The sequence below is a fragment of the Nonomuraea sp. NPDC050383 genome (assembly GCF_044459125.1).
Taxonomy (GTDB): Bacteria; Actinomycetota; Actinomycetes; order Streptosporangiales; family Streptosporangiaceae; genus Nonomuraea.
Map to the genome: position 1 here is coordinate 1 of NZ_JBITIP010000024.1, position 19,085 is coordinate 19,085.

The following is a 19,085-nucleotide window of genomic DNA, read 5'->3' on the forward strand; positions in this document are numbered from 1 at the left end:
AGCGGCGCCGTCTCCGCGCTCGCCGGGGCGTCGTTCATCGCCGGCGCCGCCGCGGACAGCCCGACGCTGCTCAACGCCGCCGGCTACGCCATCCCTGGCGGCGTCTTCTTCCTCGTCTCGGCCATCCGTCTCGGCCGGATCACTTCTGCGTCAGGCGCAGCGACACGTAGTACTTGATCCCGGAGATCCCGAAATGGTGCACCCGCTTCCGGCTGAACTCGCGGAAACCGAGTTCCTCGTACAGGCGCAGGGCCGGCGTGTTGATGTCGGAGACCTCGTCCAGCACGTACTCGTCGTACTGCGGCATAAGCAATAGACGATCGGTTCCTCGGAGCTGATGCGAAGCCGGATGCGGCATCATCGCACCTGCGCCCCGACGTGCACTGGCCTCGATGATCGAGGGCCTGCTGCGCCATCTGACCAGCGCGGAGATCGATCGCCAGTACACCGATACCCACGGAGCTTCAATCGTTGGCTTTGCGTTCTCGCACTTGCTGGACTTCAAGCTGCTGCCCCGGCTGAAGAACATCGGCTCGGCCCGCCTGTACCGGCCGGGCCTGACCGAGGGCGAGACCTGGCCGCAGTTGGAGGGCGTCCTGTCGGGCAAGACCATCGACTGGGAATTGATCGCCAACCAGTACGACCAGATGATCAAGTACGCGACGGCGCTACGGCTGGGCACCGCCGAAGCCCCCCAGATGCTGCGCCGCTTCACCCGCGGCGGCCCCAAACACCCCACCTACCGGGCCATCGAAGAACTCGGCCGGGTGATCCGCACCGTCTTCATCTGCGACTACCTGGCCGAGGCGGAACTGCGCCGCGAAATCCACGAAGGCCTGAACGTGGTGGAACTCGGCCAACAAGGACATCTTCTACGGCAAGGCCGGTGACCTGACCGGCGACGACCGCGAACACGTCGAGGTCTCCGCGCTGGCCCTGCACCTGGTCCAGGCCGCGATCGTCTACCTGAACACCAGGATGGTGCAGATCGTCCTGGCAGAGCCGAAGTGGCGAAAGAAGCTCACCGACGCCGACCGGCGCGCCCTGTCGGCTCTGTTCTGGTCCCATCTGAACCTGTACGGCAAGTTCGAGCTCGACATGAGCAAACAGCTCGACCTCGGGCCGGCGCCGGGCGCTGAGGGTCAACAGTCAGATGGTCCGCTCTGAGCAACGAACGATCCCGGGGGTGACCCAGGGCTCCGGCGTAGTGTCCTTGGCCAGCCGCTCGAGGATCGCCGGCTCGCCCCCCAGGAGGTCGGGATGGAAGTTGAGCGTCACACGCAGCCCGGGATCGACCGGGCCGCGACGTGGCTGAGGGCGCGTGTGCATGCCGTACCCGACGTGTCTGTCGTCATTATGACCCGTCGGACGCGTGCAGGATGAAGGCCAGCACATCGGCGAGCAGTGCCTGCTCCTGGTCTCGGGTCGAGCCGGCGCCGTGCCAGCCGTGCTCCTCGACGCGCATCAGCACCGGCCGGCCGGAGGATGTGGCCGCCTGCAGGCGGGCGGCCAGTTTCGCCGGCTGCCACGGCGGCACCCGCGCGTCGCGCAGGCCGGTGGTCAGCAGTACCGCCGGGTACGGCACGCCGTCGTGAACCCGCAGGTAGGCGTCGATGATCAGCAGGGCACGCAGGCCCTCCTCGGTGGTGATGCTGCCGAACTCGGGCACGTTGATCGGCCCGCTCTCGGTGAACTCGTTGCGCGTGGCGTTCACCGTCGGCACGTGCATCGCCATGGCCGCCCACAGATCGGGGCGGCGCACCAGCGCGCCGCCGGTGGGGATGCCGCCGCTGCTGGCGCCCTCGGCGGCCAGCCGCCCCGGACGGGTGTAGCCGAGGGCGATGAGGTGTTCGGCGCAGTCGATGAAGTCCGTGATGGTGGTCTCCTTGCGCTCGCCGCGCCCGGCCTCGTGCCATTCGCGGCCGTAGGTGCCGCCGCCGCGCAAGTGCGCGACGGCGTAGACGCCGCCGAGCTCGTACCAGGCGAGCATCTCGGGATGGAACTCCGGCAAGTCGATGAGCCCGCCGGAGCCGTAGCCGGTGAGCACGGCCGGGTTGTCGCCGTCCAGCTCCAGGTCCTTGTGGTGGATGACCGTGAGCGGGATCGGCGTCCCGTCCCTCGCGGGCACGTGCAGGGTACGGGCGTGCACGTCGCCGAAGTCCACCGGTGAGCGGGGCGCCAGCCCGGTGTCTTGGAAGGACTGGCCGTCGTAGCGGTAGAGCCGTGGCGCGTCGGTCCAACTGGCCATCAGGAGCAGGGCTTCGGGCCGTTCGGGGTGGGTGGTCCATTCCAGGATCGCGCCGTCTGCTGGCATCGGGAGGTCGATGGGCTCGCCGCCGGACAGGGGTGCGTGCCGTACCCGGCTGACGCCACCGTCGAGATCGCGCACCAGCAGCCGGTCGCCCACCACCCGCACCGTCTCCACCACCCGCTCACTGGCGGGCACGACCACCCGGGCGCAGGACATATCTGGTGCGGCAAGCGGAACGGCCAGCACGCGGGAGCGCGGTGTGTCCCGATGGGAGACCAGGTAGAGGGTGTCGTGGCTGGTGGCGAAGGCGGTTATGCCGTCGGCTGCGCCCGCGACCTTCCGCCACGGGCAGGCGGCCGGGTCGGCCAGCCCGGCGCGCGGCGCCACGTATATCGTGCAGTCGCTCAGCTGCTCGCTGGTCCAGGGCCAGGGGCTGAGCGCGCTGTGGGAGATGATCGCCAGCATCCACTCGCCGTGCGGCGGCACCACCAGGAAAGGCCGATCCTGCGGGGTCAGCTCGATGTGGGGGTTGAGGCCGCGGGCCAGTACCACCGTGTCCTGCGCCGGGTCGGCGCCCAGCTGATGCAGGAAGGAGCGGCTGTCCAAGCGGTGCCGCTCCGCGTAGCGGTGGTAGACGAACGACCGGCTGTCCTCCAGCCAGCTCAGGAAGGCGAAACGCGTCGTGGGCGGGATCGTCTCCCGGAGAACCCCCGAGTCGGCGTCGATCACGTGGATAGAGCTGTCCTCCGACCCGGAGTCGGAGACGGCGCAGGCGACGTGGCGGCCGTCAGGGGAGGGCACGTACCAGTCGATGGCGTGGTGTCCGTCGCCGGGCACCGTGCTGGGGTCGAACAGGACCCTGCTCGCTCCGTCGGCCTCGGTCACCGTCAGCACCGGTACGCGGGCGTCCGGCTCGCGTACCAGGGCGAAGACCCTCTCGGCTGCCATCGCGAGGCCGAAGTACCGCGTGAGCGCACTGCCCAGTTCGCGGATCCGGGTCAGCAGGCCGGAGCGGTGCGGCAGGGCATCCAGATGCTCGCGGGCGTGCCTGGCCTGGCCGTCCAGCCAGTGGTGGAACTCCTCGCCTTCGGTTTCCATCCACCGGTAGGGGTCCTCGAGTGTGATGCCGTGGAGGGTCTCGCGCACGACGTCCACCCGGGCGATCGGGGGTTCGGTGGGGTCGCTCATATGAGCATGATCATATGCCGGAGATCCAGTGACTTGTCGGGACATTGGATCGCGTGGCCCTCCGCCGGGCTCGCCTGACGGTCATGCCGAGTAAGCAACAGTCACGGCCTCTGACCAGCCCTATTAACCCTTTCCGGCGTACTTGGTCTGCCCCCCAATTTCGACCGGATGGCCCAAGACCCCCACCGGGTCCTACGCCCTGTCCAGGGTCTTCTTTGGCTGGCGGCGCACGGTGTCGCCCTTCAGGTGCCCGTACACCGTCGAGCGCGGCACCCCGAACAAGTCCGCGATCTGCTGGACGGTCTTGTCCCGCGTGTCGTACAGCTCCTGGGCGAGGGCGGCCTGGTCGGCGGTGAGCTTGGGCCGGCGTCCACCGACCCGGCCGCGGGCACGGGCGGAGGCCAGGCCGTCCATCGTGTTCGCCACGATCAGCTCGCGCTGCAGCTCGGCCAGTACCGACAGCATGCCGAACATCGCCCGGCCCTCCATCGTGTCGGTGTCGATGCCCTGCTCGATCACATGCAGTCCCACCCCGCGTTCGCGCAGGTCCGCCCCGAGGGTGACCAAGTGCAGGACTGAGCGCGACAGCCGGTCCAGCCGGGTGACCTTCAGCGTGTCGCCCTCGCGCAGCAGCTTGAGAACCAGGTCGAGGCTGGGCCGGGAGGCCTTGGCACCACTGGCCTTGTCCAAATGGATGTCCTTGCGGTCGACGCCTGCGCGCAGCAGCGCGTCGATCTGATGGTCGGGGTTCTGGTCGGCGGTACTGACCCGCGCCTAGCCGAAGAGCACTGTCGAAATCTACTTCACGTACCGTTCACCGACATTGATTTTCGACACGAGTTATCGACAGCACCCACCTGCGGCTCCGTGATCGACTCGGCGAGTGTCGACAGAGACAGGGGACCGGACAGGACGCGCAGGGCGACACCGCGGGCCTGGCACCAGTCGCGGACCGCGTGGATGTCGACCAGGTCCCGGCACAGCCGGAACAGCTCCGACACGGTCAGGACGTCGCGCGGGTGTGCCGCGGCAGCGACCCTGGCGAACGCGGGCCGCTCCAAGGTGGGAATCTTGGAGGTGGTGGCCGGGTCCTCGAACAGCAGTATCCCCTCGGCAGGGCGGAATCCCTCTGCGACGCCCTCGGTCCGGATCAGGAGGCCGGCCTCGGTGAGGATGTGCCGCTGCCGCAGCAGCGACTGGGTCGCGGTGGACACACGCGAGTAGACGATCCGCACCGAAGGCTCCTCAATGAAGGACAGAGCACCCTTCTATCTGTCGGGAAATCCTGTCGTTAATTCCGGCCCGGAATCACCCGCCCGGCACGGTATTCCATCCCCCGATGTCCGGTTTTCCGGGTGGTCGAAGGCTGGGCTGTGCGGGTGTCGGCAAATCACCTAATTCCGACAGTCGCAGATCCATGATCGGGCCCTGGCCGATCACCATGATTTCGCTGATGCTGTTTCCGCCACTGTGCTCGGGCGCTTGCTCAGCCAACGGACGAGAGCCAATGTCATCGCGTTGCTGCGGGATCTGTTGGGTGCCAAGGTGCGAGGTCGAGTTGGGGGTAGCGGAGCTTCGTTCCGGCCAGGGTCTCCTCGGTCCAGTAGGGGTGTCCAGGCGGAGGGAAACCGAAGGCTTGGAGCTGACGCGGTGTGGCGTGGTGGACGAAGTCGACCCATCGCCGTTCAAATCCCTGCGCGGCCCAACCGGTTCGCAGGCCCCACTGGAGTCCAGGAGGCCGGAACCCCAGATGCATGCTGTAGCGAGCTCCGCGTGGGGCGGTCAGCTGGGTTCCTCGGTGGAAAGTTCCGGTCTCGAACGCGATGACCGTTCCGGCAGGGCCAGCACCGGAGACCTCTGCCGCATAAAGATGCGGGCTGCCGCTGGCATCGTCGAAACGCCCCTCGCCCCGACGTCCCGGCTGGAGGAACCAGTTCGGCACAGCGGGGATCTGGGAGGTATGCCGTCGCGAGAGGAGATGGGGAGGGCCGAGTTCCTCGGGGACGTCGGACAGGAACACGAACATCTCCACCTGCCGGAACCCCGGTGCCGTGCTGGGCACCAGCAGCGTGTGGTTGAGGTAGTCGCGATGGAGGTCCTGGTCGTAGTCGCAGGCACCGGTGTACTTCGCCCATGCCTCCGCGGAGGAGATGCGGACGTCGTTGTCGTTTAGAAGCGCCTCGGCCAGGCCCAGGATGCGAGGGTGCACCGCCAGCAGGCTCACCGCAGTGCTGGCGAAGGGGAAGGTGTCGATTCCGGCGAACTCATCGCCGAGGAAACGTTCCGCACGCGGATCGGTGGCGTCATGGAAGCCCTCAGCAGAGGGGAACAGCAGACCCAGCTCTTCCACGGCCGGTCTCAGCTCGTCAGTGGAGAGGAAGCCCGGAAGGATCACGTATCCATCCGCCTGCCAGGATCGCACCACGTCTACAGGAACCATCCACTAAGGATCTCCAGCCGACCAGACCCCGGCAAACCCTTTTCGAACCGCAATCGTGATCACTCATCCAATCACTTTGGGGCTGGGGCCACCTTCGGGAGCGGAGGGCCTACGAGGGCTGCGGTTCGGCGTACGGAGTTGCCTGCCTCACACGCGGCGACGATCTGGTCTGCGAGTCCGGGCCGCTTCACCCTCGGCACCGTCATCGGCGCCCACCACGACGCGACGCTGTTCACCGCCTGGGTACGGTCGCCACCGGTAACGTGATCGAGACGCCGAAGCTCTGCTGGGCGCGGCCGATCGCCTCCGACAGTTCGGCGTGGCCGCGCGGGCTCGCGTGGTCCCGGTCACTGTAGAGCGAGTCGTCGAGGTCGACCAGCAGGCCGAGCACGGGCGGCACTGTGACGCCCGGCCGGTGGCCCCTCACTCGGTGGGACACCACCTCAGCACGAGTGATCGGGACTTCATCAACGTCGCTTGGGCGGTCTGCGGTAGGTGACGACTTTGTCGCCCGGCCCTGGGTACGCCATGATCAGCAGCCGCTGGGTGCCGTACTCCTCGCCCTTCCAGGGAAACCACGCGAAGTGCACGCGGATGCGGTAGTGCCCCTTGCGGCCGTTGAGCGACAGGTCGGGCAGTTCGGTGCCGCTGAGGCCGTCCATGAAACTCATCTCACCGCTCTGGTTGGCGTAGCCGACCTCGACGACGTCGTCCCAGCCCTTGGTCTCGACCGGTGGGCGGCGCGTGTAGGTCTCCAGCGTGACACAGACGTGGAAGTCGGAATGCGTGCCCACCGTCACGCGGCCGGGTCCGGCGGTGACCGGGCCGGCGGTCGTGCTCTTGCCCTCGCCGGCGAACTCGTCGTACAGGTCCAGTCCCGCCTCGGGCCACTCCGGCTCCTTGAGGCGGATCGCCTTGGCGGGCTTGATGAGGGGATGGTGACGCGGGGTGGCGTCGCATTTGCTTTGCTCCTCGGCCATGAACTCGTCGAATTCGCGATCCTGGGCGGCCGCTTCCGCTGTGACCTTTGCCTTCGCGGCCGGGCAGATCCCGGCGAGCACCCCGCTCAGGTTGCCGACGCTCACCCCTTCCACCTCCCGCAGGCGGGTCAGCTCGCGTGGGTCGTTGCGGGTGTAGGTGGCGCACAGGCGACGGCCGTGGGCGAGCAGCACCTGGTCGGGCGTGGTGGCGGCGAACGTGAGCGCATTCTGCTGGCGTACGGCGCAGATGAAGGCGCGCGAGCCAGTCGGCGGCGGGGGTTCCACGGGCTTGCCGTCCATCTCCCAGGGCTCGGGAGGCGAGCAGTCCTCGGCCGTGGTGACCGGGCCGCGTGACTCGTCGGCGGCCGGCAGGAAGCACAGGGCCACGGAGGTGGCCAGCACCGTCACGAGCACGTGGTGGCGCAGGCGGGCGGCCGGTGGGGCGCCGTACAGGACGAGCAGGATGAGGGCGGAGGCGGCGAGCGCGGCGCTGTACCACAGCGGGGAGAGCCCGAAGAGGAGGTCGCCCTTCTCGGTCCGGTCGAACACCCCGTCCGGGTACAGAGCCAGCCGCCGTTCGGCCATCTCGGGGATGAGTTGCCAGTCCGCCTCGGACATTGTGGTGAGCGCGGTGACGACGCCTGCCGCCGCGGCGAGAGTCAAGATCAGCATCGTGACACGCAGCAGCCGCCTGGTCCTGCGTACGATCGCGATCAGCACCAGTACGGCCGGGGCGCCGACTCCGACGAGCATGTCCACGGCGACCCAGAGCACCGTCGCCGGGTAGCCGACGTACCCGTGAAAGAGATCGTCGACCACGCCCCTCGGGCCGATCCACACAGGCATGCCGTCCGCGAGGTTGACGGCCGCGGGGATCAGTGGGGGCACCACGGCCACGGCGGCGAGGGGCCACGCCCGCGCAGGTGCGACCCGGACCGGAGGCGCCGGAGACGGCACCGGGATCGGGCCGCCCAGGTCGTGGGCGGAGCGGGCCTGCCACACCGTCCCGAAGACGCTCAGGATGCTCAGGACCATGAGCAGCACCAGCTCGTAGTCAACGCCCGAAGCGCCGAACCCGACGATCGAATTGCCTCCCGGCGACAGCAGCGACACTGCCGCCGCGGCCCCGCCCATCCGCACGGTGCCTGGCCTCCAGCGTGCGTCCCTGGCCTGGCCGGCCAGGACCGGCACCAGCCACAGCAGGTAGACGGCGTTGCCGAGCTGGTACGGAGAGATGGACTGCACGACGGAGTACTGGCCGAGGCCGTAGGCGACGGTGGAGGTCATGCCTATGGCGGCGCTCGCCAGCCCGGCCACGAGCCCGAGCAGCCGCAGCCATCGAGGCAGGGCCCCGGCGAGGACCACGAAGAACAGCCCGACGACGGCGAAGTTGAGCACGTCGGAGGGCAGGCCCGACCACCACTGGTACGGGATCGGAAGCCGGTACAGCAGCGTGCAGGCGACGCTGAGGTACAGGGCCGCCCGTAACAGCCGGACCGGCCTGTCGTTGACCGCCGCCGTGCCGGCCGGCCGCCCGCGCAGCACCTGCCAGTAGGCCCAGCCCTGCAGAACTCCTCCCGCGACCGTGAGGAGCTCCACCCACCAGGTGTAGGGCACGAAGTCCGGGTCCCACCCGCCGGTGACGATCTCACGCAGTAGCGCGGAGTCGCCGGTGGCCAGCGCGAGGACGCCGGACACGACGACCGCGGCCACATAGATGGCGGCGAACAGCGCGGCGATTCTGCCGAAACGGTAGCGGCGCACGAACGATCCTCGGGCACGAGCGGACAGGGTCCGAACAAAGGCGCCCAACCCTAGCGAGCCGTCACCGAAACGATCAAGTGCCGTGAATCCACGGTCTTTGAGACCGTGGATTCATTACCTGAGCGCCTCGTGGCGCACAACGAGATACGCGCGATCGAGTTCGGTCGACACCGGACGGCGTAGGAGCGCTTCGCACCCTCTTGTGAACGCCCGTCGGGCTTCGCGGCGATACAGAGACGTGCGTACATGGATGAGCTGGATCGCCGTTGTCCCGTTCGCCTGGTGGGCGCTGGTGCGGCTGAGCGGGTTCGAGCCGGACTGGCCGTGGGTGCCGGTGGTGGCGTACACGCCGTACGCGGCGGCCGGGGCGGTGGTCGGCGTGGCGCTGGCGTGGCTGCTGAGGCGGCGGGCGGCGGGGGTGGTGGGGATCGCGGCCGTGACGGCCTTGGGAATCGTCGTCGTGCCCCGAGCCTTCGCCGACGGCAACCCAGCGGCGGACGGGCCAGTGTTGCGGGTGCTGGCGGCCAACCTGATGGTGGGCCAGGCGGACACGGACCAGTTGATGGCCCTGGTCGGCCAGGTGCGGCCGGACGTGCTGACGCTGCAGGAACTCACCCCGGACGCCATGCGGCGACTGGAGGAGGCGGGCGTGCGCGAGAGGTTGCCGTACGCCGTCACGCGGCCGTTGCCAGGGGCCGGCGGGTCCGCCGTGTACGCGAGACATCCGCTGACGGCCGGAGAGACGATCAAGGTGGGAGCGTTCGGGCAGACCAGGGTGTGGCTCGCGCATCCCGGCGGGGACCGTGTGGAGATCGTCTCCGTGCACCCGTGCGCGCCCAAACGCGTCGGCCGGCAACCGTGCTGGCAGGGTGGCCTCCAGGCGCTGCCGCGCGGCCGCGGCCAGTTGCGGCTGCTGGCGGGGGACTTCAACGCCACGCTCGACCACCTGCCGATGCGTGAGCTGCTGGCGTCCGGGTACCGGGACGCGGCCGACGTCATGGGACGCGGATTCACGGCGACCTGGCCGCAGGCGCTGGGTCGTACGTGGCGGCTGCCCGGCGTGACGATCGACCACGTGCTGGCGGACTCGCGGATAGCGGTGCGAGACTTCCGCGCGCTGGAGTTGCGGCACACCGATCACCGGCCGGTCTTCGCCGAGGTCAGGCTCCCGTGAGGGCAGCCGCCGGGACAGGAGGAATCCTGATGGCTCGGGCACGCGTCCGGCCAAGCCCTCGTCGGGCAGGAACCGCGGGGTTGAGGGGCGTGCTGAGGCGGCTGCTCCCGCGGGCGAGACCTCCGTCGGCGGCGCCGTCGCCCGCGCGTAACCGCTGACCAAGAGGCCCACTACTCGCAACCAGGAGGTGACAGATGTCATGAGTTCACATGACATCTCCACGCCCGCCAGTGCGATCCGGCACTACCCGTGTCTGCGGGCCTGCCCGAAGCTGGACCCCATGGATACCCGTACCCCGTACTCGGCAGCCACCTCCACTTCCGTCCGCACCGGCTCCATCGCCTGGTTGAAGCGGCGCTGGCCCGCGGCGCTGGCTCTCGTGGCGTCGGCCATCATAGGGTCTGGCAGCGAGTCCCCCGGGGGCGTGGCCGGGCTGGCCCACGTCCTGTCGCTGCTGCCACTGATCTACCTCGCCATGGCCAAGCTGGGTAAGCGCCAAGCGACCTGGCCAGGCCTCGCGATCGGCGTCGCCACCGTCTTCGGCCTGCGGATCCTGGACGTGATCCCGCCGGCCGCCGCCTTCACCGGGATCGCGCTGGTCATTCTGGTCTGGGCAGGAGTGGACGGCCAGCTGCGCCGGGACGGCACCTTCCGGCTCCAGGCCCTGGGCATGCTGTTCTTCGGCGCACTCGCCCTGGCGGGCCTTCTCCTCGACCCGGAAATGGGACGTTACCTGGTGGCCGCCGGCTGGTTTCTGCACGGCGTCTGGGACTTCGTTCACCTCAAGCAGGACAAGGTCGTGGCCCGCACCTTCGCCGAATGGTGCGGCGTCCTCGACGTCATGATCGCCGCCCAGCTCGTCTTCCAACCGTAAGAGACAATGGACACGTGCCTGACGTACCGGCTAGCCCTGGTAAGGATCTGACGAGCCTCCGCCGCCACACCTGGTGGAGCCTCATCGGCGTCACCGCCTTCCTGCTGGTCTTCATCGTCCGGAGCCGGATCATCGAGCCGGGTGTACCGGTGATGGTCCGGCTCGCCGCCGTCGCAGCACTGGCGGTCACGCTGACCGCCAGCGCTGTTTGCCTCAGCAGCCGCCTTCCCCGCGCCGCGGACCATGAGGACGGAAGGCCGCCGATCCCATGGCTGGTGGCGGGCATCGCGGGCGCCGCGCTGCTGGGCGGGATCCTCCTCTCGCGGCTGGAGTTCGGGCTGTGGTCGTTCGGCCCGGCGACGATGGTGTCGATCGTGGCGATGTTCCTGCCCGGGCACCGCCGGTGGCTGCTGATCGCGGCCGCGGCGGCGGTCGCGGCACTGCTGGGTGGGGTCACGGCCGTCGTGGCGGAGCGACCGGTAGCCTTCGCCGCAGCGTTCCCTGCCGGACTGGTGATCCTCACTGGCTGGGTCACGTTAGGCATGCTGTGGGCGTGGGACGTCGCCGAGCGGCTGGAGGCCGCCCGCGGGCTGGCGGCCGAGGTGGCCGTCAAGGACGAGCGGCTGCGCTTCGCCGCCGACCTCCACGACATCCAGGGCCACCACCTGCAGGTGATCGCGCTCAAGAGCGAGTTGGCCGCCAGGCTCGCGCGCACAGATCCCGAGCGGGCGGCCGGGGAGATGGACGCGGTGCGACTCCTGGCCACCGACGCTCTGCGCGACACCCGCGCTGTCGTCCAGGGCTACCGGCGCGTCACGCTGGAGGAGGAGCTCGCGAACGCCACCAGCGTGCTGGCCGCCGCCGGCATCGACGCCCAGATGGACCCGGTTCCTTCCGCCGGCCGGCTTCCGGCCTCCGGCAGGCACCTGCTGGGCCTGGTGATACGCGAGGCGACCACGAACGTGCTGCGCCACAGCCAGGCCCGGCACGCCGAGATCGGCTGCCGGATCGCCGGCGGCCAGGCCAGCCTCGAGGTGTCCAACGACGGCGCGCCCGGCCCCGACACGGGCACCGGCCCTGCGTCCAGCCCGCCCGCCCGAGGAACGGGTACCGGCCTGCGCACGCTCGCCAGCCGGATCGAGGCCGCCGGCGGCGCGCTGACCTGGCGCCAGGACGGCGACCGCTTCGTCGTGGCGGCCCGGCTGCCGGTAAAGGGGGAGGCGGGATGATCCGGCTGCTGATCGCCGACGACGAGGACCTGATCAGGGGCGCCCTGGCCGCGCTGCTGGAGTTGGAGGACGACCTCACCGTCACCGCCGAGGCCGCCACCTCGACCGACGCCGTACGCCTGGCCTTGGAGCACCGCCCGGACATCGCCGTCCTGGATCTGGAGATGCCCCCGGCCGACGGGCTGCACGCCGCCCGGGAGATCCTGGCCGCGACCACCACCAGGGTCATCCTCGTCACGCGGCACGCCCGTCCTGCCATACTCCGTCGTGCGCTGTCGGCGGGGGTGAGCGGCTTCGTCCCCAAGACGACGCCGGCGGCGCAGCTCGCTCAGATCATCCGCAACACCGCGGCAGGGCGGCGCTACGTGGACCCCGACATCGCCTCTTCCGCGCTGACGGAGGGCGACTGCCCGCTCAGCGACCGCGAGCTGGAGGTGCTGCGGGCGTCACGCACCGGCGCTTCGATCAGGGAGATCGCCGATCAGGTCCATCTGGCGCCGGGCACCGTACGCAACTACCTGTCGGCCGCCATGAGCAAGCTCGGCGTCAGCTCCCGCCACGCCGCCGCTCACCGCGCGTGGGAAGAGGGCTGGATCTGAGACGTCTCGGTGACCTCCACCGCCGATGACCGGTTGGTGGCCTGGTCCAGCCCTGCGAAATCGTCCAGGCTTTTTTGACACGGATCGCGTGCGCGTGGGTTCATGTCCTCGAGCGCGCGCACCGCAGGAGCCGCGCGACTACTCGGCGCAGACCCTGGCCCACTTCCCACGGCGCAGGGTTCGAACCCAGCCTCCCTCGCGGCGATTGCCCGACGAGGAGCACGTGCGCTGCGGCGTGACGGCGTGCACCGACTGGAGGCCCGACCGGAGCCCGCACGGCCGATCGGCGCCTGATCGTCCTGGTGGCGTGGCGCAGCAGGTGGTTGTCGGTCTCGACTCCTGCGGCGGCGCAGGAGATCTGCGGCGGTGACGGTCGGCGATCGATGCTGGCCATGTTCGCCTCGTCATGGCGCTCGCCCGCGGCCGGCGTGAGGTTGTTCAAACGGCCGAGCTGAGCGGCGCTGAGTTCGATGCCGTCGGCGGCGGTGTTTTCTTCGACGCGCGAGATCCGCCTGGTTCCTGGGATCGGGGCGATGTCGTCGCCGCGGGTCAGCAGCCACGCCAGCGCGGTCTGTGCCGGGGTGGCTCCGATCTCGGCGCCGATGGCCTGCACTTCGTCGACGATGCGCAGGTTGCGCTGGAAGTTCTCGCCGGTGAAGCGCGGGTTGGTCTTGCGCCAGTCGTCATCGGTGAAGTCCTCGACGGTGCGGATCTTCCCGGTCAGCAGGCCGTGGCCGAGCGGGGAGTAGGGCACGAACCCAATGCCGAGCTCGCGCAGCAGGGGGAGGATCTCGGCCTCGACGTTGCGGGTCCACAGAGAGTATTCCGTCTGGAGCGCGGCCACCGGATGCACGGCGTGTGCCCGGCGGATCGTCTCGGGGCCGGCCTCGGAGAGTCCGATGTGGCGCACCTTGCCTTCGGCGACCAGCTCGGCCAGCGCGCCGATGGTCTCCTCAATGGGTGTGCTCGGGTCGACGCGGTGCTGGTAGTAGAGGTCGATGTGATCGGTGCCGAGCCGCTTGAGCGAGCCTTCGACCGCGGCCTTCACGTTGTCGGCGCTGCTGTCGATCACGCCGGGGCCACCGCCGGAGTGGGAGACCAAGCCGAACTTCGTCGCCACAACGACGTCGTCGCGTCGGCCTTTGAGGGCTTTGCCGACGATTTCCTCGCTGTGGAAGGGTCCGTAGATCTCGGCGGTGTCGATGTGGGTGACCCCCAGTTCCAGCGCCCGGTGGATGGTGCGGATCGACTCGGCGTCATCGAGCCCTCCCCCGGTGTGTAGGTCCCGGCCATGGTCATGGCTCCCAGGCCGATGCGGGAGACATCAAGCCCGCCCAGTGATACGTGCTTCATCAGGTACTCCTTGTCGTAGCGGTCATCAGGCCCGGTCGGTGGTCATGGCCTGTGCGCGCCATGACCAGTGCGGTGCTCACCCGCTGAAGGGCCGTGCTTCGGTGGCCCGCGCCGCCGGCGCCGGTGCCGTCCCCCAGACAGCGGGTCAGCTGACGTAGGCGTACCCGGCGGCTTCCGGTGCGGGACGTGTTGCTCAGGCCTGGGTATCGTCGTAGGCCAGGCTGCCGCCCAGCTCGTGGGAGGCCTCGGCCTGGGCGAGGAGTTCCTTCATGGGCGGCCTCGATGGCGTCCGCGCCGGCGACGAAGCGCTGCAGGGGCTTGTCTTGGGGCCCTGGTCATATCCGGCCGGGAATTCCCGCTAAGCCTTCGAGCGTCGGCACGCGGGGCCATGGAGGACATCGGGATCATGGCAGGAGAACGCCGAGCGAGCACGCACTGGCCAGGCTCATCACCAAGCACGGATGGACCATCCGCTACTACGAACCTCGCTGACCTGCACCTTCTTGCTTAGCGGGAATTTCCGGCTGGATATGACCAGGACCCCATCGCCACGCGCCATGCTTCAGATCGTCCCAGACCGGCGCCAGCCACCCACCGTGCCTTCACCCCATCGAGACCCAGCCCAGCACGTTCGTCAACGGCGGCAACGCCTCTGTGAATCAAGCAGCCAGTTTGACGTCGGTGAAGTCGACCTCCTTCAGCAGAGCTCACCCTCGGCTTCTCCCCGAACCGACCTCGAAGCCGGATTCCGCAAACTCGACCGCGACGGCCTCATGTAGCCGACACAGCGACACGTCTGCCGCTGGGCTGACGCTCACGCGAACAGCACTGTCACGTCCAGACCGCCCCCGGGGCGCGGGTGGGCCGTCAGTCGCGCGGAGTGCGCTTCGGCGACGGCCCGTACGATGGCGAGGCCCAGCCCGTGACCGTCGGCGGTGTGGGTGCGTTCGGTGCCGGATCGCTGGAACGGCTGGAACAGCCTTGGCAGGTCCTGTGGTCGGATGGCCGGTCCTGTGTTGCCGACCGACAGGCGGGCGTGACCATTGGCCAGGCCGGTGGCGATGGTCACGTGTCCACCAGGGAGGTTGTGGCGGAGCGCGTTGTCGGCCAGGTTGCCGATCATGCTGGCGATCAGGTCGGGGTCGCCGCTCAGCGGTGCGGGCTCCAGCGAGGTCCGCAGCGTGATGGTACGCCGGGCGGCCTCCGTACGGCGCGACGACAACACTCGGTCGGCGATCTCGGCCAGGTCGATCGTTTCCCTGGACTCGATGCCCCGTTGTCCTTCCGCCAGCGCGAGCAGGGCGTCGATCAACCGTTCTTGCTGGTGTCCGAGGTTGAGCGCCTGTTCGCACGCGGCGCGCAGGCTGGCCTCGCTCGCGTCGGGGTCGGCCAGCGCGACCTGCAGCAGGGTGCGCTGACCCGCCAGCGGGGTACGCAGTTCGTGCGAGGCGTTGGTCACGAAGTGGCGCTGCGCGGCGAACGAGGCGTCCAGCCGCCCGAACAGGTCGTTGAGGGTGTGGCCCAGCCGGGTCAGCTCGTCGTCCGGGCCGCGCAGGGCGAGGCGCCTGTTGAGGTTGGTCGCGGAGATCTCCCGGGCGGTCATGGTCATGGCACGCAGCGGGCGGAGCAGGCGTCCGGCCAGCCACCAGGCGATCAGCACGGTGAGGACCACGACGATGGCGCCGATGACCGCGAGCGCGGCGTCGAACCGCTGGGTGAGTGTGTCGGGCGCGGGCCTGGCATCCCCAGCCCGCAGGCGGGTCTGGCCTCGGCCGAAGAGGTAGCCGGTGACCAGGAGCGTCGGGATGGCCACGGCCAGGGCGAGTCCGGCGTACAGAGCCGTGAGCTGCGCGCGCAGGGACGGCCGTCGGGGGTGGGGCGCCTTCATCGCGCGGCCCCGATACGGTAGCCGCCCTCGCGGACGGTTTCGATCATCGGTGGTTCGCCGAGTTTGGCCCGTAACCGGCGCATCGTCGTCTTGACGACCGTGGTGAACGGGTCGGCGGCCTCGTCCCAGACGCGTTCCAGCAACTCCTCCGTGGACACCACCCGGTCACCGGCGGCGAGCAGGCACTCCAGCAGCGCGAACTCCTTCGGGGTGAGCGCCAGACGCCGACCGCCGCGTAACGCCAGCCTCTTGCTCGGGTCCAGGGTCAGATCCTCCGCCCGCAGCACGGGGGGCACGGCGGGCGTCGAGCGGCGTGCGAGCGCGCGTACGCGGGCGACGAGTTCGGCAAAGTCGAACGGTTTGGGCAGGTAGTCGTCGGCGCCCAACCCCAGGCCCTCCACCCGGTCTCGTACGGTGCTCGCTGCGGTCAGCATCAACACCCGCGACCCGGCCTCACCAGCGACGATGTCACGGCACACCTCGTCACCTGACGTGCCGGGCAGGTCGCGGTCCAGCACCACCACGTCGTACCGGGTGGCCGCCAGGCGCGCCAGAGCGTCGTCGCCGTCGAGTACGACGTCCACCGCCATGCCCTCGCGGCGCAACCCGGTCCCGATCGATCGCGCCAGCACCTCGAAGTCTTCGACGACCAGAACTCGCAACACCGTCCCCTTTCGCACCGGTACTGCCCACGATGCCAGGGATCTGGTGTCACCCGGGTGACACCAGACATGGCGTATCAACCACTCCTGAGCAGAAGGAGCGGACATGAGAGATTCACAAGTGACCCGGCGCGGGTTCATCGCCGTCACCGGTGCGGCCGGGCTGCTGACGGCCAGTACGCCGCGCGTCGCCGCGACGCCCACACCGAACCTCAACCAGGCGGTGCTCGCGGCCTTCCAACACCACCGGCTCGTCGCTCTCGGCGAGTCACACGGCCTGCAGGAACACGGTGACGCGCAGCAGCTGCTGCTCGCCGACCCCCGGTTTCCGCAGGTGGTGGACGACATCGTGGTCGAGTTCGGCAACGCGCTGTACCAGCCGCTCATGGACCGGTTCACGGCGGGCGCGGCGATTGACGACGCGGCGTTGCGGCAGGTCTGGCGTAACACCACGCAGTCGCCGCTGGCCACCGGGGACCAGCCGATCCGTGAGCAGTTCTTCCGTACGGTCCGCGCCGTCAACTGGACGGTGCCCCCGCACCGCAGGCTCCGGGTGCTGCTCGGGGATCCGCCGATCGACTGGTCTCGGATCACCACGCAAGACCAGGTGGACGCCTTCCTCGCCCAGCGTGACGCCCACCTGGCGTCAGTGGTGGAACGCGACGTGCTCGCCAAAGGGCGCAGGGCGCTGATCTGCTACGGCAGCGGACACGTCATGCACTCCCCCGCGCCGGGACACAACGCCGACCACGGCGTCCCGCTGATCGAGAAGCGGACCGGCCAGCGCGTCTACGTGATCGTGGCGGGCAGCCATCCCCGCCTGGCGGCCCGTCCCCGGCGCAGCGTGATCCCGTGCGAGGGGACGTGGCTGGAGTCCACCGACGCGGGGCGGTTCATGGACGCGCCGCCCCTGTGCGGCCTGCCGTTGGGGAAACTGGCCGACGCTGTGCTCTACCTGGGGCAGCCCACGGAGCTGACGCAGTCGTCGTGGAATCCGGCGATCTTCCTCGACCCGGCGTACTGGGCGGAACTCCAGCGGCGTGACGCGATCAACGGCAACCACATCGACCTGGAGCAGTACCGGCAGGCGCAACCGACCGCCTGGCCCGCGCCGCCTCCCGTGAGCTGCGCCGGTCAGTGACGGCGAAGCCGGGGTCGCCGGTACTTCAGATGTGGCCGTCGCCGCATCTCGGAAGTTCTCCTCATGATCGGCCGAACCGCTAGATCGGCGTTCGCCCAGCTCAGGGTGATATCAAACTTGATCTTGGCCGGAATTTCCGTTATCTCGGCTGAACCCGGTGAGCCGCTGATCACAGCGGCCGACGGCGCCGCAGAAGGCTGGAAACCAGCGGCACAAGCGCTGTCTCCGGCCCATTCGCGCCACCGTAGGGCGGTGCACTACCAACAAAACCCGTTGTCACGGGAGTGTGGGAGTCACTGATGAGGGGATCACTGAGGCTTTTCCAACCTGATCGGGCTGATCAGCAGGAGAGAACCGGGACGGGTTGGCATGAGAAGAGGCTCTTGGCAGCTCGTACGCCCGGGTCTGACCCCATGAAGACCAATAGGCTCCTGGTTGCCAGATGTGCCGGTTGAGCGGTCTTTTGACGGCTCGGATCATGTGTGGAGGGATCTCGGTGATGATGATCAGCCAGCTCGTGATCGCCGGACTGTTGTTACCGAACCTGTCCGTACAGGCACAGCCACCTCTCCTCCACGTGATGACGTGGAACGTCTGTGCGGGCACCAACGCCGGGTGCGCGCTCTTCCGCCGCTCGAACGCCGAGCTGGCCTGGCACGTGGCAGTGCTGGCGACCGAGGCGGACGTGGTCTTCCTTCAGGAGTTCTGCACGGGCGCCGACGCCGACCTGGAACACGAGCTCGAACGCCGTACCGGCCGGAATTGGAGCGTCCGGTCGGCGGGGCTGATGTATTCGGACGGTTCTCCGTACCAGTGCCTGCCCGACAGAAACGGCAGGCCACGCGGGGTGCTGAGCGTCACCCTGGCCGTGGCCGGAACGGACACCGGCCTCGTCGTGCACGCGCTGACCTCGCCGCCGTGGGGAGCCCGCAGGTACGCCGTCTGCACGGCCGACCGGACGTTCTGCACCGCGCACTTCTCGTCGGGATCGAGCTACGACGACAGGCAGAAGGGCAGGCCCTACCGGCACATCCAGTTGCGCGAGCTGTTCAAGCTCGGCCGGGGTGTGATCGGTGGCGACCTCAACCTGGTGCCGCGCGACGCCGCCGCGGCCTACAAGGGCCGCGACGAATGCGACCCGCGCCGGCGCTGGACCTACGTGACCCGCAAGCGGAAGATTGATTACGTGTTCGCCGGCGAGGGCCGCGTACGGAAATGCTTCGTCGATTACGCCCGGAGCACGTGGTCTGATCACGTCCCGCTGCACGCCTGGGTGAGTGCAGGCTCAACGCCGCCTGCACCACGTTGAGCTGGCCCAGCACCAGGTTGTTCATCTGCCTTGTGCGGGCAGCAGCGAAGCTTGCGGAGGATGCGCCAGCGCGCGGAGGACGGCCCAGATGCGGGCGGCGGTCAGGTCGTGGGTGCTGCCCGGCAGCGAGCCGGAGGTCCAGATGATCGTGCCGTCTGGAGAGGCAATTCGCGGCCGCGCCGGCGCCGTCACGTCGGCCTGCCCGCCGGCTGAGGGCGCGTGCGGGATCCCGG

16 protein-coding genes and 3 pseudogenes are annotated in these 19,085 nt (G+C 69.2%); 7 read left to right on the forward strand and 12 right to left on the reverse strand.

Going from position 1 to position 19,085, the window contains the following annotated elements:
* Positions 1-139: 139 nt before the first annotated feature.
* Complete coding sequence (locus ACIBG4_RS37455; protein ID WP_397206676.1) at positions 140-307, reverse strand: hypothetical protein; 168 nt, start codon at positions 305-307, stop codon at positions 140-142.
* 85 nt (positions 308-392) lie between these two features.
* On the opposite strand from ACIBG4_RS37455, the pseudogene ACIBG4_RS37460 reads away from it, so the two are divergent.
* A pseudogene (locus ACIBG4_RS37460) lies at positions 393-1,167 on the forward strand (Tn3 family transposase).
* 187 nt (positions 1,168-1,354) lie between these two features.
* Here the strand turns inward: ACIBG4_RS37460 and ACIBG4_RS37465 are convergent.
* The 7 genes and pseudogenes from ACIBG4_RS37465 to ACIBG4_RS37495 form a co-directional block, all read right to left on the reverse strand.
* On the reverse strand, positions 1,355-3,439 hold the full coding sequence (locus ACIBG4_RS37465; protein WP_397206678.1) for a prolyl oligopeptidase family serine peptidase: 2,085 nt from the start codon (positions 3,437-3,439) through the stop codon (positions 1,355-1,357).
* Positions 3,440-3,631: 192 nt separating this feature from the next.
* Positions 3,632-3,853 carry a helix-turn-helix domain-containing protein gene (locus ACIBG4_RS37470; RefSeq protein ID WP_397206893.1) on the reverse strand — a complete coding sequence of 74 codons (222 nt, stop codon included), beginning with the start codon at positions 3,851-3,853 and terminating at the stop codon, positions 3,632-3,634.
* A pseudogene (locus ACIBG4_RS37475) lies at positions 3,830-4,201 on the reverse strand (recombinase family protein); the annotation flags it as partial. The gene ACIBG4_RS37470 and the pseudogene ACIBG4_RS37475, both read right to left, overlap by 24 nt.
* 41 nt (positions 4,202-4,242) lie before the next feature.
* Positions 4,243-4,674 (reverse strand): recombinase family protein, encoded by a 432-nt coding sequence (locus tag ACIBG4_RS37480; RefSeq protein WP_397206680.1) that lies wholly within the window; start codon positions 4,672-4,674, stop codon positions 4,243-4,245.
* Positions 4,675-4,949: 275 nt separating this feature from the next.
* On the reverse strand, positions 4,950-5,879 hold the full coding sequence (locus tag ACIBG4_RS37485; protein ID WP_397206682.1) for a phytanoyl-CoA dioxygenase family protein: 930 nt from the start codon (positions 5,877-5,879) through the stop codon (positions 4,950-4,952).
* 232 nt (positions 5,880-6,111) lie between these two features.
* Positions 6,112-6,270 carry a hypothetical protein gene (locus ACIBG4_RS37490; RefSeq protein ID WP_397206684.1) on the reverse strand — a complete coding sequence of 53 codons (159 nt, stop codon included), beginning with the start codon at positions 6,268-6,270 and terminating at the stop codon, positions 6,112-6,114.
* A 76-nt stretch (positions 6,271-6,346) separates the two neighbouring features.
* Positions 6,347-8,623 (reverse strand): hypothetical protein, encoded by a 2,277-nt coding sequence (locus ACIBG4_RS37495; RefSeq protein WP_397206686.1) that lies wholly within the window; start codon positions 8,621-8,623, stop codon positions 6,347-6,349.
* Positions 8,624-8,873: 250 nt separating this feature from the next.
* Here ACIBG4_RS37495 and ACIBG4_RS37500 point away from each other — a divergent pair, with 250 nt between their 5' ends.
* The 4 genes from ACIBG4_RS37500 (at position 8,874) to ACIBG4_RS37515 (ending at position 12,499) form a co-directional block, all read left to right on the forward strand.
* Positions 8,874-9,797 carry an endonuclease/exonuclease/phosphatase family protein gene (locus tag ACIBG4_RS37500; RefSeq protein WP_397206688.1) on the forward strand — a complete coding sequence of 308 codons (924 nt, stop codon included), beginning with the start codon at positions 8,874-8,876 and terminating at the stop codon, positions 9,795-9,797.
* Positions 9,798-9,996: 199 nt separating this feature from the next.
* Entirely contained in the window at positions 9,997-10,671 is a 675-nt protein-coding gene (locus ACIBG4_RS37505; RefSeq protein ID WP_397206690.1) for a hypothetical protein, read from the forward strand.
* A gap of 14 nt (positions 10,672-10,685) precedes the next feature.
* Positions 10,686-11,900, forward strand: a complete 1,215-nt coding sequence (locus ACIBG4_RS37510) for a sensor histidine kinase (protein WP_397206692.1) — start codon at positions 10,686-10,688, stop codon at positions 11,898-11,900.
* Complete coding sequence (locus ACIBG4_RS37515) at positions 11,897-12,499, forward strand: DNA-binding response regulator (RefSeq protein ID WP_397206694.1); 603 nt, start codon at positions 11,897-11,899, stop codon at positions 12,497-12,499. The genes ACIBG4_RS37510 and ACIBG4_RS37515 overlap by 4 nt, the downstream gene beginning before the upstream one ends.
* 100 nt (positions 12,500-12,599) lie before the next feature.
* Here the strand turns inward: ACIBG4_RS37515 and ACIBG4_RS37520 are convergent, their stop codons facing one another.
* The 3 genes from ACIBG4_RS37520 to ACIBG4_RS37530 all read right to left on the reverse strand — a co-directional run bounded on the left by ACIBG4_RS37520 (position 12,600) and on the right by ACIBG4_RS37530 (position 16,402).
* Positions 12,600-13,745, reverse strand: coding sequence for an aldo/keto reductase (locus tag ACIBG4_RS37520; protein ID WP_397206895.1), 1,146 nt, complete (start codon positions 13,743-13,745; stop codon positions 12,600-12,602).
* Positions 13,746-14,666: 921 nt separating this feature from the next.
* On the reverse strand, positions 14,667-15,740 hold the full coding sequence (locus tag ACIBG4_RS37525; RefSeq protein ID WP_397206696.1) for a sensor histidine kinase: 1,074 nt from the start codon (positions 15,738-15,740) through the stop codon (positions 14,667-14,669).
* A complete protein-coding gene (locus ACIBG4_RS37530; protein WP_397206698.1) occupies positions 15,737-16,402 on the reverse strand; it encodes a response regulator transcription factor in 666 nt (221 codons plus the stop codon). Before ACIBG4_RS37530 ends, ACIBG4_RS37525 begins: the two co-directional genes overlap by 4 nt.
* A 106-nt stretch (positions 16,403-16,508) precedes the next feature.
* Here ACIBG4_RS37530 and ACIBG4_RS37535 point away from each other — a divergent pair, with 106 nt between their 5' ends.
* Together ACIBG4_RS37535 and ACIBG4_RS37540 are read left to right on the forward strand one after the other, a co-directional pair.
* Positions 16,509-17,543, forward strand: coding sequence for a hypothetical protein (locus tag ACIBG4_RS37535; RefSeq protein WP_397206700.1), 1,035 nt, complete (start codon positions 16,509-16,511; stop codon positions 17,541-17,543).
* A 499-nt stretch (positions 17,544-18,042) separates the two neighbouring features.
* Positions 18,043-18,852 (forward strand): endonuclease/exonuclease/phosphatase family protein, encoded by an 810-nt coding sequence (locus ACIBG4_RS37540; RefSeq protein WP_397206702.1) that lies wholly within the window; start codon positions 18,043-18,045, stop codon positions 18,850-18,852.
* 60 nt (positions 18,853-18,912) lie between these two features.
* Here the strand turns inward: ACIBG4_RS37540 and ACIBG4_RS37545 are convergent.
* A pseudogene (locus tag ACIBG4_RS37545) lies at positions 18,913-19,020 on the reverse strand (IS5/IS1182 family transposase); the annotation flags it as partial.
* Positions 19,021-19,085 lie beyond the last annotated feature (65 nt).

Excerpts from the sequence above, each read along its gene's own strand:
- ACIBG4_RS37500 (WP_397206688.1), top strand. The coding sequence starts at position 8,874 with ATGAGCTGGATCGCCGTTGTCCCGTTCGCCTGGTGGGCGCTGGTGCGG.
- ACIBG4_RS37455 (WP_397206676.1), bottom strand. The coding sequence starts at position 307 with ATGCCGCAGTACGACGAGTACGTGCTGGACGAGGTCTCCGACATCAAC.
- ACIBG4_RS37540 (WP_397206702.1), top strand. The coding sequence starts at position 18,043 with ATGATGATCAGCCAGCTCGTGATCGCCGGACTGTTGTTACCGAACCTG.
- ACIBG4_RS37505 (WP_397206690.1), top strand. The coding sequence starts at position 9,997 with ATGAGTTCACATGACATCTCCACGCCCGCCAGTGCGATCCGGCACTAC.
- ACIBG4_RS37470 (WP_397206893.1), bottom strand. The coding sequence starts at position 3,853 with ATGGACGGCCTGGCCTCCGCCCGTGCCCGCGGCCGGGTCGGTGGACGC.
- ACIBG4_RS37485 (WP_397206682.1), bottom strand. The coding sequence starts at position 5,879 with ATGGTTCCTGTAGACGTGGTGCGATCCTGGCAGGCGGATGGATACGTG.
- ACIBG4_RS37525 (WP_397206696.1), bottom strand. The coding sequence starts at position 15,740 with ATGAAGGCGCCCCACCCCCGACGGCCGTCCCTGCGCGCGCAGCTCACG.
- ACIBG4_RS37515 (WP_397206694.1), top strand. The coding sequence starts at position 11,897 with ATGATCCGGCTGCTGATCGCCGACGACGAGGACCTGATCAGGGGCGCC.
- ACIBG4_RS37535 (WP_397206700.1), top strand. The coding sequence starts at position 16,509 with ATGAGAGATTCACAAGTGACCCGGCGCGGGTTCATCGCCGTCACCGGT.
- ACIBG4_RS37465 (WP_397206678.1), bottom strand. The coding sequence starts at position 3,439 with ATGAGCGACCCCACCGAACCCCCGATCGCCCGGGTGGACGTCGTGCGC.